At 58.3% G+C, this 14330-nt stretch carries 16 protein-coding genes and 1 pseudogene; 12 read left to right on the top strand and 5 right to left on the bottom strand.

The window, feature by feature from the left end; translation table 11 throughout:
* The 7 genes and pseudogenes from deoC to FVE67_RS03830 form a co-directional block, all read left to right on the top strand.
* Nucleotides 1-669 (top strand): annotated as a pseudogene (deoC, locus tag FVE67_RS09550) (deoxyribose-phosphate aldolase); the annotation flags it as partial.
* Nucleotides 670-690: 21 nt separating this feature from the next.
* A complete protein-coding gene (gene rnhA / locus FVE67_RS09545; RefSeq protein ID WP_425505384.1) occupies nucleotides 691-1155 on the top strand; it encodes a ribonuclease HI in 465 nt (154 codons plus the stop codon).
* On the top strand, nucleotides 1137-1700 hold the full coding sequence (locus FVE67_RS03850) for a UbiX family flavin prenyltransferase (RefSeq protein WP_168719335.1): 564 nt from the start codon (nucleotides 1137-1139) through the stop codon (nucleotides 1698-1700). Before rnhA ends, FVE67_RS03850 begins: the two co-directional genes overlap by 19 nt.
* Nucleotides 1697-1906: a hypothetical protein gene (locus FVE67_RS03845; RefSeq protein WP_168719334.1), complete on the top strand. Its 210-nt coding sequence runs from the start codon at nucleotides 1697-1699 to the stop codon at nucleotides 1904-1906. The genes FVE67_RS03850 and FVE67_RS03845 overlap by 4 nt, the downstream gene beginning before the upstream one ends.
* Nucleotides 1907-1921: 15 nt before the next feature.
* Nucleotides 1922-2782, top strand: a complete 861-nt coding sequence (locus FVE67_RS03840; protein ID WP_168719333.1) for a 4-hydroxybenzoate octaprenyltransferase — start codon at nucleotides 1922-1924, stop codon at nucleotides 2780-2782.
* A 6-nt stretch (nucleotides 2783-2788) separates the two neighbouring features.
* Nucleotides 2789-3259, top strand: coding sequence for a transcription elongation factor GreA (gene greA / locus FVE67_RS03835; protein WP_168719332.1), 471 nt, complete (start codon nucleotides 2789-2791; stop codon nucleotides 3257-3259).
* A 3-nt stretch (nucleotides 3260-3262) separates the two neighbouring features.
* The gene (locus FVE67_RS03830; RefSeq protein WP_168719331.1) at nucleotides 3263-3721 is read left to right on the top strand and encodes an Lrp/AsnC family transcriptional regulator; all 459 of its coding nucleotides are present in this window, start codon (nucleotides 3263-3265) and stop codon (nucleotides 3719-3721) included.
* Nucleotides 3722-3871: 150 nt separating this feature from the next.
* Here FVE67_RS03830 and FVE67_RS03825 read toward each other — a convergent pair whose 3' ends face one another.
* From FVE67_RS03825 to FVE67_RS03815, 3 genes are all read right to left on the bottom strand, one after another.
* On the bottom strand, nucleotides 3872-4471 hold the full coding sequence (locus FVE67_RS03825; protein WP_246167922.1) for a DedA family protein: 600 nt from the start codon (nucleotides 4469-4471) through the stop codon (nucleotides 3872-3874).
* Between the two features lie 86 nt (nucleotides 4472-4557).
* Nucleotides 4558-4767, bottom strand: coding sequence for an FmdB family zinc ribbon protein (locus tag FVE67_RS03820; protein WP_168719329.1), 210 nt, complete (start codon nucleotides 4765-4767; stop codon nucleotides 4558-4560).
* A gap of 66 nt (nucleotides 4768-4833) precedes the next feature.
* On the bottom strand, nucleotides 4834-5577 hold the full coding sequence (locus FVE67_RS03815; RefSeq protein WP_168719328.1) for a tRNA lysidine(34) synthetase: 744 nt from the start codon (nucleotides 5575-5577) through the stop codon (nucleotides 4834-4836).
* Between the two features lie 121 nt (nucleotides 5578-5698).
* Here FVE67_RS03815 and pyk point away from each other — a divergent pair, with 121 nt between their 5' ends.
* Together pyk and FVE67_RS03805 are read left to right on the top strand one after the other, a co-directional pair.
* Complete coding sequence (pyk, locus tag FVE67_RS03810; protein WP_168719327.1) at nucleotides 5699-7123, top strand: pyruvate kinase; 1425 nt, start codon at nucleotides 5699-5701, stop codon at nucleotides 7121-7123.
* Nucleotides 7124-7174: 51 nt separating this feature from the next.
* Nucleotides 7175-9487, top strand: a complete 2313-nt coding sequence (locus tag FVE67_RS03805; RefSeq protein ID WP_168719326.1) for an excinuclease ABC subunit UvrA — start codon at nucleotides 7175-7177, stop codon at nucleotides 9485-9487.
* 120 nt (nucleotides 9488-9607) lie between these two features.
* Here FVE67_RS03805 and FVE67_RS03800 read toward each other — a convergent pair whose 3' ends face one another.
* Nucleotides 9608-11233 carry an IS1634 family transposase gene (locus FVE67_RS03800; protein WP_168719325.1) on the bottom strand — a complete coding sequence of 542 codons (1626 nt, stop codon included), beginning with the start codon at nucleotides 11231-11233 and terminating at the stop codon, nucleotides 9608-9610.
* Nucleotides 11234-12023: 790 nt separating this feature from the next.
* Here FVE67_RS03800 and rsmD point away from each other — a divergent pair.
* The 3 genes from rsmD to FVE67_RS03785 are packed head-to-tail and all read left to right on the top strand — an operon-like array spanning nucleotide 12024 to nucleotide 13839.
* Nucleotides 12024-12596 carry a 16S rRNA (guanine(966)-N(2))-methyltransferase RsmD gene (gene rsmD, locus FVE67_RS03795; RefSeq protein WP_168719324.1) on the top strand — a complete coding sequence of 191 codons (573 nt, stop codon included), beginning with the start codon at nucleotides 12024-12026 and terminating at the stop codon, nucleotides 12594-12596.
* Nucleotides 12575-13096 (top strand): pantetheine-phosphate adenylyltransferase, encoded by a 522-nt coding sequence (coaD, locus tag FVE67_RS03790; RefSeq protein WP_168719323.1) that lies wholly within the window; start codon nucleotides 12575-12577, stop codon nucleotides 13094-13096. The genes rsmD and coaD overlap by 22 nt, the downstream gene beginning before the upstream one ends.
* Nucleotides 13093-13839 (top strand): DUF3108 domain-containing protein, encoded by a 747-nt coding sequence (locus FVE67_RS03785; RefSeq protein WP_168719322.1) that lies wholly within the window; start codon nucleotides 13093-13095, stop codon nucleotides 13837-13839. Before coaD ends, FVE67_RS03785 begins: the two co-directional genes overlap by 4 nt.
* Here FVE67_RS03785 and FVE67_RS03780 read toward each other — a convergent pair.
* On the bottom strand, nucleotides 13748-14263 hold the full coding sequence (locus FVE67_RS03780) for a bifunctional adenosylcobinamide kinase/adenosylcobinamide-phosphate guanylyltransferase (protein WP_168719321.1): 516 nt from the start codon (nucleotides 14261-14263) through the stop codon (nucleotides 13748-13750). The two genes, FVE67_RS03785 and FVE67_RS03780, sit on opposite strands and share 92 nt — an antisense overlap.
* Nucleotides 14264-14330: the final 67 nt, after the last annotated feature.

The following is a 14330-nucleotide window of genomic DNA, read 5'->3' as shown; positions in this document are numbered from 1 at the left end:
ATGATAACCCTTGCCATCCTCCAAAGACAAGGGTTAAACAGAGGTATGCGCAACCCCGCCCCCTATATCGAGCACACCTGTTTGCGACCTACGGCTACGGAAGCGGACATCCGCCGCCTCTGTGAGGAGGCCCGGGAATTCGGCATGGCCGGGGTCTGTGTGCCCCCGGTGTATGTGCCTCTGGCCCGGGGTCTCCTTTCCGGCTCCCCGGTGAAGGTAGTCACCGTGGTGGGGTTTCCCCTGGGTTTTGAGCCGGTGGAGATCAAAGTGGCCCAGGCCGAACTTTACACCGACCTCGGGGCCGAAGAACTGGACATGGTGCTGAATCTGACCCTGGTGAAATCCGGGGCCCTGGCCGAGGCCCTTTCCGAGGTGGAAGAGGTGGTCCGGGCGGCGGAACCGGCTCCGGTGAAGGTGATCCTGGAGTGCGGATATCTTTCGGTGGAAGAAAAGCGGGAGCTGGCCCGCCGGCTTCCGGAGACCGGGGTGGCCTATCTCAAGACCGCTACGGGCTTTGGTCCGGGAGGGGCTACGGTGGAGGACGTGCGCCTTCTGGTGGAGGCCGCCCGCGGACGGGCCAAGGTCAAGGCTGCCGGAGGGATTCGCACCCTGGAACAGGCCCTGGCCTTGCTTTCGGCCGGGGCGGCTCGGCTGGGAACCAGCTCCGGGGCGGAGATCGTGCGGGAGTATCTGGCCCGAAAGGAAGGTCCCTCGGACACGGTGGAGATCTTCGTGGACGGAGCCTGTCTGGGGAATCCCGGCCCCGGGGGCTTTGCGGCTCTTCTCCGGGCCCGGGGAAAGGAAAGGGTCCTCACCGGGGGTGAGCCCCAAACCACCAACAACCGTATGGAACTGCGGGCGGCCATCGAGGCCCTGAAGGCCTTAAAACGCCCCTGCCGGGTGAAGATTTACACCGATTCCCGATATCTCCTTCAAGGGGCTACGGAATGGCTCCCCCGCTGGGAAAGAGCGGGTTTTCGCCTCTCTGGGGGTAAAGCGGTGAAAAACCGGGACCTCTGGGAGGAGCTTTCCCGGCTTCTCAAGGTCCACCAGGTGGAGTGGATCTGGGTGGAGGGCCATGCCGGACACCCCGAAAACGAACGCTGCGATCGTCTGGCCCGCGAGGAGGCCCGGAAATGGAAAAAAGACTCTTAGTGGGCATAACCGGAGCCAGCGGAGCCCCCTATGCGGTGGCCTTCCTGCGACTCCTGCGGGAGCTTTCCCAGCCGGCGGAGGTCATTGTGACCGACCCGGGCCTTTCCGTGCTGGAGCATGAAACCGGGCTCACCCTGGCGGACCTTGAGGAACTCTGTGCGCGGGTCTTTCGGGAGGGGGAACTCTCCGCCCCTCCGGCCAGCGGCTCCGCTCCTTATCGAGGGATGGTCGTTTTGCCCTGCTCCATGGGAACCCTTTCGGCCGTAGCCCGGGGCTCGGCCCGCAACCTCCTTCAGCGGGCCGCGGACGTGATGCTCAAGGAGCGCCGGCCCCTGGTGCTGGTGGTACGAGAGACCCCCTTCAACCTCATCCACCTGCGGAACATGCTGGCCGCAGCCGAGGCCGGAGCAGTAATCTATCCGGCCATGCCCGCCTTCTATCACCGTCCCCGAACCCTGGAAGACATGGTAGACTTTTTTGCACGGCGCCTGGCCGAATTCCTGGGATTTCCCGTGGAGAATCCCCGGCGCTGGAAGGGCCTATGATCAAAAGATATCGCACCCTGGAAGAGGCTGCCGCGGATCTCCCTTCCTTTCTTGCGAAATTGCGCCGGGGGAAGCTTCGGCCCATTTACCCTCTCTTGCGTGTTCCTCGAGGGATCAAGAAATTCAGGACCCTTGAGGAGGCCCAGTGGGACCGGGAAAGGTGGATCTTAAAGATAAAGTATCTTCTCATCGGAGGATTGGGGTAGTCCTGGAAGGCCAAGATGTTGACCAAAATTAAGCTCCTCCTGGAGATGATCAAATTTGAACACACCATTTTTGCCCTGCCCTTTGCCTATGCCGGAGCGGTGCTTGCGGCCAAGGGATTTCCGGCGGCCAAACCGGCCCTTCTTATCCTGGGCTGCATGGTGGGGGCCCGCACCGCAGCCATGACCTTTAACCGCCTGGCCGATCTCCCCTTTGACGCGGAAAACCCTCGCACCCGCAATCGCCATCTGGTAACCGGGGCCGTAAAGCCGGCCGAGGCCTGGCTTCTCTTTTTCGCGGCCTCCTTCCTCTATTATCTCTGTGCCGCAGGACTCAATAAGCTTACCCTCAAGCTCTCCCCCATCGCCTACATGGTGATCCTCATCTATTCTTACACCAAACGTTTCACCTGGCTCTGCCATCTTTTCCTGGGGGCGGCCCTGGCCCTGGCCCCGCTGGGGGGATATGTGGCCGTGCGCGGGGCCTTCTCTGAGCCGGGGATCTTTCTTCTGGCGGCCGGGGTGATCTTCTGGGTGGCGGGCTTTGATATCCTTTATGCTTGCATGGATGAGGCCTTCGATCGCCAGGTCGGGCTTCACTCCGTTCCCGCCCGTTTTGGCCGCCGCCGAGCCTTCCGCCTCTCGGCCTTCTTTCACCTCCTGGCCTTTCTCTTCTTTGCCGCCGCGGGTCGGGCCTTCGACCTTACCTGGCCCTATTATCTGGCTCTGGCTCTTACGGCCGCCCTCTTCTTAGCCCAGCGCCTAACGGTCAATCCCCGGACTCTGGAAGGCCTCGACCTGGCCTTTTTTACCTTTAACGGGGCCATAAGCGTGGTAATATTTCTGGGTATACTTCTAAATTTTCTCATAAAGGGGTAGAGACTTATGGAGCGCATTCCTTTTACTCCCGAGGGCTTTCAGCGTCTGAAGGCCGAACTCGAACGCCTCAAGACCGTGGAGCGCCGGGACGTGGTCAAGGCCATTGAGGAGGCCCGGGCCCACGGGGACATTTCCGAAAACGCCGAATATGAGGCGGCCAAGGAGCGTCAGGCCCATATTGAAGGGCGCATCCAGGAGCTTTCCGATCGCCTAGCCCGAGCCGAGGTGATCGAGATCCCCAAAGAACCACCCTCGCGGGTGCAATTCGGAGTGAAGGTAAGACTCCTGGATCTGGATACCGAGGAAGAATTGGTCTATCGCCTGGTGGGCCCTTATGAGTCCGACGTGGAAAAAGGGCTCGTTTCCGTGACCTCCCCGCTGGGGCGGGCCCTTATCGGAAAGGAGGTAGGCGAAGAGGTGGAGGTGCGTACCCCTTCCGGTGTCCGGCACCTGGAGATCCTGGCCATAGAGGTCTAGGGGTTGAGCAGGCTCACCTCCACGGAAAAACGCCTTCTGGATCGCCTGCAGGAAGGCCTTCCTCTAGACTCCCGTCCCTTTGCCCGGTTAGGGGAGGAACTGGGTCTTTCCGAAGGAGAGGTCCTTTCTCTTTTGCGAGGGCTCAAGGAAAGGGGCATCCTGCGGCATTTGGGGGCCAGTCCTGATTCCCGGCGCCTGGGCTTTGTGACCACGCTGGCCGCGGTCTCGGTGCCCCCGGAAAGGGCCGAGGAGGTGGCCTGGAGAATCGCCTCCCGGCCCGAAGTGACCCACTGCTATCTGCGCCGTCACCGCCTGAACGTTTGGTTTACCCTGGTGGCCCGTAACTGGGAGGAGATCGAAAGGATCCTTTCCGAGATCTCGCAGGAGGCCGGCGCTGCGGCCCGACACTTTCCGGCGGAAAAACTCTTCAAATTGCGTGCGGTCTTCCGCTTGGATCCGTAAGACTATTTTCGGCGCAGGTCTTCGGCCAGCACCACAAAGGCCTGGGCTAGAGAGAGGGCCCTTGCGGCATCTTTCCGGGTATAAACCTCCCACAGTAAAGGAAGCCGGGGAGAAAGCCGCCCTTTTTCCAGGAGAACCGGTGTTCTTCTTTCATTTCTTCCGGTAATGAAACCACAGATAAAGCCCCAAACAGAGAAGGGCAAAGAGGGTGACCCCGGCTCCGGCGCGGTGAAGGGTTCGGCCTAACAACTCCTGATTTTTCCCTACCAGATAGCCACAGAGGGCCAGCACCGTGACCCAGATTCCGGCTCCCAGGGCGGTAAAGAGGCTGAAAAGCCAGGGATTCATCCGTCCCAGCCCGGCCGGAAGGCTGATATATTGCCGGATGCCCGGAAGGAGTCGGCCCACGAAGGTGGAAATGTGGCCGTGGCGGGCAAAAAAATCCTCTACCTGAAAAAGCGCTCCCTCAGAGAGGAAAAGATAGCGGCCATAGCGCCGGAGAAATCCGCGCAGGGCGGGTCGTCCGAGTTTTAGGGCCAAAAAGTAGTTAAACCAGGCTCCGGCGAGGCTTCCCGCCGTTCCGGCAGCCACGACCCCGGCAAGACTCATCTCCCCCCTGGCGGCCAGATAGGCCGCTGGCGGTATGACCACCTCGCTGGGAAAAGGAAAAAAAGAGGATTCTAAGGCCATGAGGAGGAAGATTCCCGGATAGCCGAGGCGACCAATGGTCTCGAGCAAAAATTGAAACACACCCTCCAGCATGGAGGGCATTTAACCCGGAAAACCGGGGGCGCACAACCTATGGGGAGGGGCGCCCGGCCCCTCGCCCCTTAAGCTCAACCGAAGCCGAAACCCGTACCCCCGCTTCCGCAGGAGCCGAAACCCAGGCCCCCGCCTCCGAGGGTGCAGGCGAAGGTAGAGAACTCCCGCTTTACCCGGGAGCTACCACACCGGGGACAGCGGGTCTCCCGCTCGTCCCGGCTGGTGAGACAGAGTTTTTCGAAGCGTTCACCGCAGTGTTCACAGCGGAATTCGTAAATGGGCATGGCCCTCACCTCCTGCTTTAATCTTCCGATCTCTCAAATTTAAGTTCTTTCTCGCTAAAGTAAAGGTCACCGCGGGAGATATTCCGGACGCCAGTTGAAGATGGCCCGAAAGACCGAGCCCCGCACCTTGGGGTTGATGGCATAAAGATGCTCCTCGAGCCACCGCTCCATAAAGACCCGCCGGGTCTCCCCGGAAAAGGGGCAGGGATTTTCCACAATGGGAAAGTCCTCCTTTTGGGCGAAGGCCTGGAGGGCGGACTTCTCACAGAGAATTAGAGGTCTTATCAGGTAGAGGCGTCCCTGAAACATCTCCTGGACGGGAAGAATGGTGGAAAGTTCTCCGTGAAAACACATATTGAGGAAAAAGGTCACCACCAGGTCGTCCCGGTGATGACCGAAGGCGATCTTATTGAAGCCCTCCTCCCCGGCCAGACGGAAGAGATGCTTGCGGCGGTGCCAGGAGCAGACAAAACAGGGGGAGGGTTTTCCCCGCTCGGCAGCCTCCAGGGCCTGCATTCCGCAGTCGGTCTTTAGCAAACGGAAAGGCACTTCCAGGTCCTCACAGAAGGCCGCCAGGCGCTTTAGGCCCTCTTCATATTCCGGCCCCCGGGGAAAGCCCATGTCTAGGTGTACGGCCAGGATCTGGTAATCAAACTGCACCTTGCGCCGCCACTCCCCAAGGAAATAGGTGAGCACCAGACTGTCGGCCCCGCCGGAAAGGGCGATCAGGATGCGGTCCCCCGGAGCGAGCATCTCGTACCGATGAAGGGCCCGTCCGATAAGACGCTTGAGTTTGTGATAAAGGGCCATGGACCTGAATATAAAGGACTCCCTTCTTCCCACAAGAGGAAAGGGTTTCTCCTCCTTTTTCGGAAGTAGCTCTGCCCGGGTGATTTCTTAGTCATTAAGGAATATACTCGAATAATCAAAGATGAGAGAGCGTCCCAAGTCCAAGATAGTGGCCACGATTGGTCCGGCCTGTGCCTCCCAGAAAGTGCTACAACAGATGATTCAGGCCGGGATGGAGATCGCCCGGCTCAATTTGGCCCATGGGAACCTGGAGACCCACAAAAAATATATCTCTCTGGTGCGGGCCGCGGCTCGGGCCGTGGGCCGCCGGGTAGCCCTTCTGGCCGATCTCCCGGGACCCAAGATAAGGGTAGGGCTTCTCCCTCAAGAACCCTTGGAACTCAAACGGGGAACTCGAGTATTTATTGTGCCCGAGGAAAAATCCTCCGATCCCCGGACTATTCCCATCCCTCTCCCGGGACTCTTGGATTTCCTGCGTCCCAAACAGAGCATTTATCTAAATGATGGTCTTATCCAGCTTCTGGTAGAAGAGGTCTCCAGAGGCAGGGCCCAAGCAAGAGTGGTGGTGGGAGGGGAACTCTTTTCCCACAAGGGAGTAAATCTCCCCGGGATGGACCTAGGGATTTCCGCCTTCACCGAAGAGGATCGGCGTCTCATGGCCTTTGCCCTTTCTCAAGGAGTGGAGGCCATCGGGCTTTCCTTTGTCCAAGGCCCGGAGGATGTGCGCGAGGCCCGAGAGTATGCGCGTTCTCTGGGCTATGCTCCCTTTCTTATCGCCAAGATCGAACGGGCCCAAGGGGTTCGCCATCTTTCGGCCATCCTGGCGGAGGCCGATGGGATCATGATCGCCCGTGGAGATCTGGGGGTAGAGCTCCCCATAGAGGAAATCGCTATCGTGCAGAAGTCTCTTATTGAAAAGGCTGCGCTAGCCGGAAAGGTGGTCATTACCGCCACCCAGATGCTCAAATCCATGACCACCACTCGGCGCCCTACACGGGCGGAGGTTACCGACGTGACCAACGCCATCTTGGATGGGACCGACGGCCTTATGCTTTCGGAAGAGACCGCCGCCGGGCTCTATCCTGTGGAAGCGGTGAGGATGATGGCCCGCATCGCCCGGACCACCGAAAAGGAGCGGCGGTACTTCCCGGTCCGGGAAAAAATCCTTGAGGCCCGGGGGAAAAAGAAGCTTGATCTGGACGAAGTTCTCTCCTTGGATGTTTTTACCACCGTGGAACACCTGAAGGTGAAGGCGGTGATCATTCCCACGGAATCCGGGGAAACAGCCATAAAGGTGGCTCGATTTCGTTTGCCGGTGTGGATCTATGCTTTCAGCCCCCACGAGTCTGTCTGTCAACGTCTACTCTTCTATTACGGTATCCGACCGGTGCTTCTTTCACAGAGCCTTAGCGACTGGCAGGGGCTAGCGCTGCACTGGTTGCGCAAAAACGTCCTCAAGGAAGGCCTGGTACTTTCCCTCCAGCGCACCTTCCTGGGCTCCCACAGGAGTCACCGTCTGGATTTGATCGAGCTGGAGAGGGACTGAGCCCGGAAGGGGGAGCCTACATGGCTCACGGGTTCGGATTATAGTAAAGGGGTGCGTCTTGAGGGAATCACCACCCATAATCTCCGGATCAGGGAGCTCGAACTTCCCGAAAGGGCCCTGATTGTCGTTACCGGGCCCTCGGGTTCCGGAAAATCCAGTCTGGCCTTTGATACCCTGGCCCGGGAGGGGGAGCGCCGCTACCTTTTGGCCCTCTCGCGCCGGGAGGCGGTGAGGGTCCCCCCTCCGGCTTCGGTAAAGGGGGCCGAAGGCCTTCCCCCGGCGGTGGCCCTTCCCCAGAGGGTCCCTCCCAAAAATCCCCGCCTCACCGTAGGCACGGTCACCGGAATCCTGGAGATCCTCCGGGGTCTCCTTGCGGAGTTCGGAGAAAGACCCTGCCCGGGCTGCGGGCATCCCGTACGTCCCCTAAGCCTGGCCGAAGCCCTTTCCCTTTACGACGAACTTCCGGAGGGAAGGCGCTTAGTGGTGCGGGCCCCTATCTTTGGGCCTTCTCCGGCGGTCCTTTCCTACCTTCAGGGAGAGGGTTTTTCTCGTTTCATCATTAACGGGACTCCGGTGGATCTTACGGAAGAAGCCCCTCCGAAAGAGATTCAGAGTCTTGAGGCGGTGGTGGATCGGTTGATCAAAAAGGGGGCCGAAAGGCTTCGTTATCTGGAGGCCTTGCGTCTGGCCCAGGGACTTTCCGGAGGGCCGGTGATCCTCGAGGTCCTTGAGGGGCCTCTCTTCCGTTTCACCCTAGGCGATTACTGCCCTTACTGCGGGAGAGGTTTGCCCCCTCTTTCTCCGGGGGCCTTTTCTTACAATCATCCCGCCGGGGCCTGTCCCTCTTGTCAGGGATTGGGAGAAAAGGAGGGAGAGATCTGCTCCCGGTGCCAGGGCCTTCGCCTCCGGCGGGAAAGCCTTGAGGTGCGCCTTTCCGGAAGCCCTCTGCGGGAGATCCTTTCCACCCCTCTGGGCAAGTTGCGGAACTTTGTCCGGGACCTCAAGCTTCCGGCCCCGGAAGACCTGTGGGGTCCCTTCCGCCGTCGTCTCCTGCGGATTCTTGAAAAACTGGTCTTTCTCGAACTGGGTCATCTTCATCTCTTTTCGCCCTTTCACCGGCTTTCCACCGGGGAACGCCAGCGGGTGGAGCTGGCCACCCTCCTTTCTCTGGAAATCTCCGGGGCCCTTTTCGTGCTGGATGAGCCGGGCTTGGGGCTTTCGCCTCTGGAAAAAGAAAAGGTTTTGGTCCTGGTCCGCGAGCTGATCCTTTCCGGGAATACGGTGGTGATTGTGGAACACGATCCCCTCTTTATCCGCAGCGCAGAGATGGTGGTAGAGCTGGGGCCGGGGGCCGGTCGCAAGGGGGGAAAACTCCTTTTCTGTGGTCCCCCGGAGGAACTTTCCCGCCGGGCGGATCTTCCTACCGGGGCCTTTCTTTCCGGGGGCCGCATCCTTACGCGTCCCCGCCGGAGGCCTCGAAAATTTCTCTCTTTTTCCGGGGTGCGCCTGCCCCAGGAGGCCCTTACCGTGGTCTGCGGACCTTCCGGCTCGGGAAAGACCCTCTTTCTCCGAAAAATACAGGAAGAGGCCGGGTATCAGGACCGGGATCCCCTCCTGGTAGAAGGAGAGATCTCGGCCCCGGCCCGGGCTTTAGTGGCCACCTACCTGGGAATCTTTGACGAGTTGCGCAAGCTCCTTTCCGCCACCCCTCGGGCCCGGGAACTGGGGCTTCGTCCGGCGCATTTCAGCCCCTTTTCCCGGGAAGGACGCTGCCCCACCTGCGGAGGAAGGGGGGAAAGAACCTTTGAAATTCCGGGAGTACTTTCCACGGAGGTCCCTTGCGAGGGGTGTCAGGGCACGGGGCTGCGCCCGGAAGCTCTGCGGATAACCTACCGGGGCCTTTCCGTGCCCGAGATCCTCGACCTTACCCTCACCGAGGCCCTTTCGGTCTTTTCCCGGGTGGCCCGCATGGTGGAGCCTCTTTCCAGGGCCGAGGCCCTGGGGCTCGGTTATCTGCGCCTGGGCCAGCCCCTGAAGGCCCTTTCTGGGGGAGAGAAGTTGCGCCTGCGTCTTACGCGAGAGCTCCTTTCCGGAGGAGGGAAAGAGCTGATCCTCCTCGACCTTCCCACTATGGGCCTCCATCTGGGAGATCTCGAGGGGCTCTTGAAGGTCTTTGAAGCCATGCTTTCCGCGGGAAAAACCCTGGTAGTGGCCGACAATCACCCGCTCCTCGTTTTATTGGCGGACCATCTCCTGGTCCTCGAGAAGGGCCGCGCGGTCTTTGAAGGTCCTCCCCAGGATTATCTGGAAAGTGGGCACCCGCTGGCCGAAAGACTGCTTCCCTATCGGGCTCTGGTGAAATAATTTGCCTTAACCGCTTCCCCTTCCCAATTTTTCGGGATCTACCGTTATTCGGCCGAATTCCGTTTCCAGTCCTCCTTTTTACCTCAACTTTGACACCCCGGGCAAAAAAATTCGCTTGTATCAACGGTTTCCGGGCATACTACCCCCGCGTTCCACAACATCCTCTCCTCCCACCTCAAGAACCCTCCCTGGTACCCTTATCCCCACCGCCTTGAATACCTCATAGGCCTTCCCCTCAAGTTCCGTCCTCACCAAGTAATTCCTCCCATCCACCGTAACCTCCACCGCCTTAAGCCGCTCAAGATCCGTCATCACCTCCTGATAACTTCCCTCGTAGCCAACCTCCCTCAGCCTCCTCATCAGCACCACCTCCAGCACAAAGGCCAAAAAACATACCATGATGTGCCCCCGAATCCGCTTCTCCGTCCAGTGATACACCGGCCTAAGATCCAGACCGCTTTTCATCTCCCGAAAGGCCCTCTCTACCTGCCAAAGTCCCCTATACGCCAAAGCCGCCTCCTCCACACTTAACCCCGCATTCGTCTCAAGCACATACTTCCCATCATATCTAGCCTCCTCCTCCAAAACCTCCCGATCAACAACCGCCGAACTCCCCTCCACCTTCAAATACCGACGATAACCCCGGTTCCCTATAAGCCCCTTAAGACCCCCGGCCTTGAGCTTCTCCTCAAGCTTCCCTACCATCTCCTCACGGGAAAGCCTCTCCCTCTCCGCCTCCTCCGGATTGAAACAAATCAGATAACGCCTCCCCTCATGCCAGACTTCCTTCACCTTAAGGTTACCCTTCACCTCCCGAAAACGCCCCCCTCTGCCCAGCACTTCCTTCATGGCCCTGAGCCTCCGCATCCTCACCCCCACCAAGTACTCAAGCCCCATAGCCTCTATCTCCTTTAACACCTCCCGACTCACCATCCCCCGGTCCGCCACAAGAATGACCCGCCTTATCCTGAACCGATTCTGTAAGTCTTTTAGCACCACCCGAAAGGTCTCTACGTCCGCCGTAGCCCCCGGAAATACCTCGTGGGCTATCGGTATCCCCTCCCGCGTCATAAGAAACCCCAATATCACCTGCACCCTGTCCGGACGATGATCCTTCGAAAATCCATACTCGCAAAACCCCTCCGCCCCTCTCCCCTCAAAATACACGCTCGCCGTGTCCCAAAACACCAAATCAAGCTCCAAATGAAATAGATCCCTTATCCTCTCAAAAAGCTTCTCCTCTATTTCCTCCTTATGATCGGCCAGAAAATCAAGAGCCCGGTAGAAATGGTGTAGCTTAAGCCTTTCAAACTCCGGCCGATAGACTGTCTCCTTCCATCGGCTGACCCCGAGTTTTGAGGCCGGATCACAGAGCCGGTTCAAAACCATGGCAAAAACCGCTTCCTCCACATCTATGGCAATCTCCGTTCCGGCAAGAAGCTCCTTCAGTATGCTACTAAGCTTAAGATCTTCCCAAAGTCTTCTGAAAATCAAAGCCGGACCAAAGTCCTTGGCCCATTGGGCCTGAATGCTTCGAGCCTGAGCTTCTATCCATTGTCTCCGGGAAAACTTGGCCAGCCCCTCTATCAGCTTATCCAGTTCTCCCTCTTGGAGTTTTTCCAGGCGCCCCAGGTTGGCCACGATCCTCTGGCGTACCTTTCCGTTGACCCGCTTGCCCTCCACAATATAGAGGTAGGTTCTAGTGGACCCGTCCTTGTTTTTGAAGGTTTTGGTTCGGATATACATAGCACTAACATGCTAGCATTATCTCTCTTTATATCAAGAGGTAATTCTTGTATACGTAGCACAACATTTGAAAATGAAAACAGTAGAGCATGAAAAGAGAGGGGGAAATAGAGGGCATTTTTGGGGTATTTTGGACCGAAAATGCTTACTTCAGATTCGTCGATCCTTCCCGACTGTCAAACTTGAGTCTAAATATTTCCCACAGAGCCTTTTTCGGCCTTCTCACCTTCCGGCTGATCCCTTTAACCGGATGGGGAAAAATCCTTCGTACCCCAAAAGACCGTTAGGTCGCAATCCCTTCTTAATGAGGGAGGGTTTTTTCACCCTCAAGTCGGAGAATGACGCCATTCACCATAGTAGTCACGTCGCAATCCCTTCTTAATGAGGGAGGGTTTTCTCACGGTGGATGTTATAATTCCTTATTTTACCGAAAATTTTAAGGCCTAAAATGATAGGGTTAAAAGGAGGGCCTCCTCGATCGAGGCCCTCCAACGATCTCCGAAAAGGATCTGCAACCTAACCGGGCTTTTAATCGCAAAAATTGAAAATGATCGGCCTTTTTTGAGACAAGTCAAAAAACGACGAAACTACGCCCGGTTATAATCCTCCCTCTCAAACGGGTAGGCTTATCGGCCACTTTTCAAAGAACTAATCCCTCTTCTACCTTTAAAGCACAACATAAAGAAACTTGTAAAGGGGCAGGGGCCAACACTTGCTTGAATTCCTGATCGAACCCGATTATACGGAACGAGAATCGGGGTCAGGTGTCGGTCGGAAACGGAGGAAGGATTTGAGGATTACCGGAGGGATTTTTCGGGGAAGGAGGCTGGCCACCCCTCGGGGGGTGGGCACCCGTCCCATGACCGAGCGGGTGCGCAAGGCCCTCTTTGACATCCTGGGAGGGCTTTCCGGGGCCCGTATCCTGGATCTCTTTTCCGGAAGCGGAGCCCTGGGGCTGGAGGCCCTCTCCCGGGGGGCCGCCAGTGTGGTCTTCGTGGAGGCCTCGGCCGAGGCCCTTTCGGTGATCCGAAAAAACGTCCAGGCCCTGGGGCTGGAGGACCGGGTGCAGCTGGTGCGGGGAAGCCTCCCCCAGGCCCTGAAAAGGATCCCGCCTGGCCCCTACCAGCTGGTCTTTATTACTCCCCCTTACGGAAAAGGCCTTGGGGAAAGGACCCTCGCGGCCCTGCCTCCGGAGATCCTTGCCCCGGAGGCCATAATCGTGTTAGAAGAAAGGAGGAACAGCAGGATAGATCCGGGAAAGACGCCCTTTGAAGTTCAGGAGATTCGAAAGTACGGGGATACCAGTCTTTATTTTCTAAAAGTCCGCGAGGAGTCGAGAGAATGGCCCCGGAGCCCAAGATAGCCGTTTATCCGGGAACCTTTGATCCGGTGACCAACGGGCATCTGGATCTTATCCGGCGGGCCCTGCGGCTTTTTGATCGTCTGATCGTGGCCGTGGGGGAAAACCCGGCCAAAAAGCCCCTTTTCAGTCTGGAGGAAAGGCTGGAAATGCTGGAGGAGGCTGTGGCCGATCTTCCGGAAGAAGAGCGAGAGCGTCTGGAGATCGAAAGTTTTTCCGGTCTTCTGGTGGAATTCTGCCGGGCCCGGGGAGCCCGGGTCATCGTGCGGGGTCTTCGGGCAGTCTCAGACTTTGAATATGAGTTTCAGTTGGCCCTCATGAATCGCCGCCTCTGCCGTCATGTGGACACCATCTTTCTCATGCCGGGCTTTCGTTGGATCTTCATCAGTTCCACCATCATCAAAGAGGCCGCCCGCTTCGGAGGTAATCTGGAGGGACTGGTGCCTCCGGGGGTGGAAAGACGCCTTCGGGAAAAGTTCGCCTCCCTCGAGGGGGCTCCGTGAGGCTCCTTCTATTTCTCTGCGGGTTTTTCCTTTTCACCGGATCCTCTCTGGCCTCGGGGTATTATTTACGCTTTCGGGTAGCCTGGGAATTTATCCCGGTGGGCCGAATCGAACTCTGGCTTTCCCCGCCCCGCCTTACGGCCTATGCGTACACCACCGGAATTGGGGCCTGGATTTTTCCCTTCCGCTCCCTCTGGCGCACGGAAATTGACGCCCGGGGCTTTCCCCGACGCACGGTGATCGAAGTCCTAGAGAGGGGACACCCCAAACGCAAGGAGATAGTCTTTTTTCCGGAAAAGGGCCGGGTGGAAAAGCGCAAGATTACCCCGAAAAAGGAGCGCCGGGAGGTCTTCCGGGCCCGCCTTCCGGCCTATGACGAACTTTCGGCCTTTTATGCGGTCCTGAAACACCCCTTCCGGCCGGGAGAAACCTGGGTTCTTTCGGTCTTTGCCGGGGAGGGCGTACACCCCACCAAGGTTACGGCCCGCGATTTTGAGAAGGTTAAGACCTTCCGGGGCTGGGAGAAGGCCCTGCGCCTTGATATCGAATTTTCTTTTGAAAGCGAGCTCATTCGGCGTTCCCGCCGGGCCAAGCTCTATGTGCGGGAAGGGTTGCCGCTGGCCGGAGAGGGAGATATCTCTCTGGGACATCTCAATATTTATCTGGACCGGGTTTCAGAGATAGGCTCCGCCCCGCCACCACCAGCCTCACTTCTTCAACCCGGCTGGCAAGCTCCTGATTGAGCCTTCCCAGGAGGTTTACAAAGCGCCGGAGGGCGGGGTCCGGGGCCACTGGACTGAGACCCACCTCGTTGGAGACCAGAATGAGCCTTCCGGGAAACTTCTCTACCGCGGAAAGGAGACGGCGGATTTCGGCCTCCGGATCCCTCCGGTAATGAAAGAGATTCCCCAGCCAGACCGTGAGGCAGTCCACCACCACGGTACCTTCGGAAAACCCCTCGAGGGTCTCGGCCAGCGCAAGAGGCACCTCCAGGGTCTCAAAGTCCGGGCCCCGTTCTTTACGATGGCGGGCGATCTTTTCGGCCATCTCCGCATCCAAGGGCTCGGCCGTGGCCACGAAGACCCGCGGAGGAGGCCCCTTGCGGGCCAGCTCCAGGGCCAGCCGACTCTTTCCCGAGGCCGCACCCCCCAGAATCAAGGTCCGCATGTGCTTGCTTTTACCCTGCTTTTGGCTTAAAGAAAACTGTTAACCAAGAAAGATCCCCAAATGGAAT

It is taken from the genome of Thermosulfurimonas marina (genome assembly GCF_012317585.1).
Classification (GTDB): Bacteria; Desulfobacterota; Thermodesulfobacteria; order Thermodesulfobacteriales; family Thermodesulfobacteriaceae; genus Thermosulfurimonas_A; species Thermosulfurimonas_A marina.
Note: the sequence above shows the minus strand (reverse complement) of the source record. Positions and strands in the feature narration are given on the sequence as shown.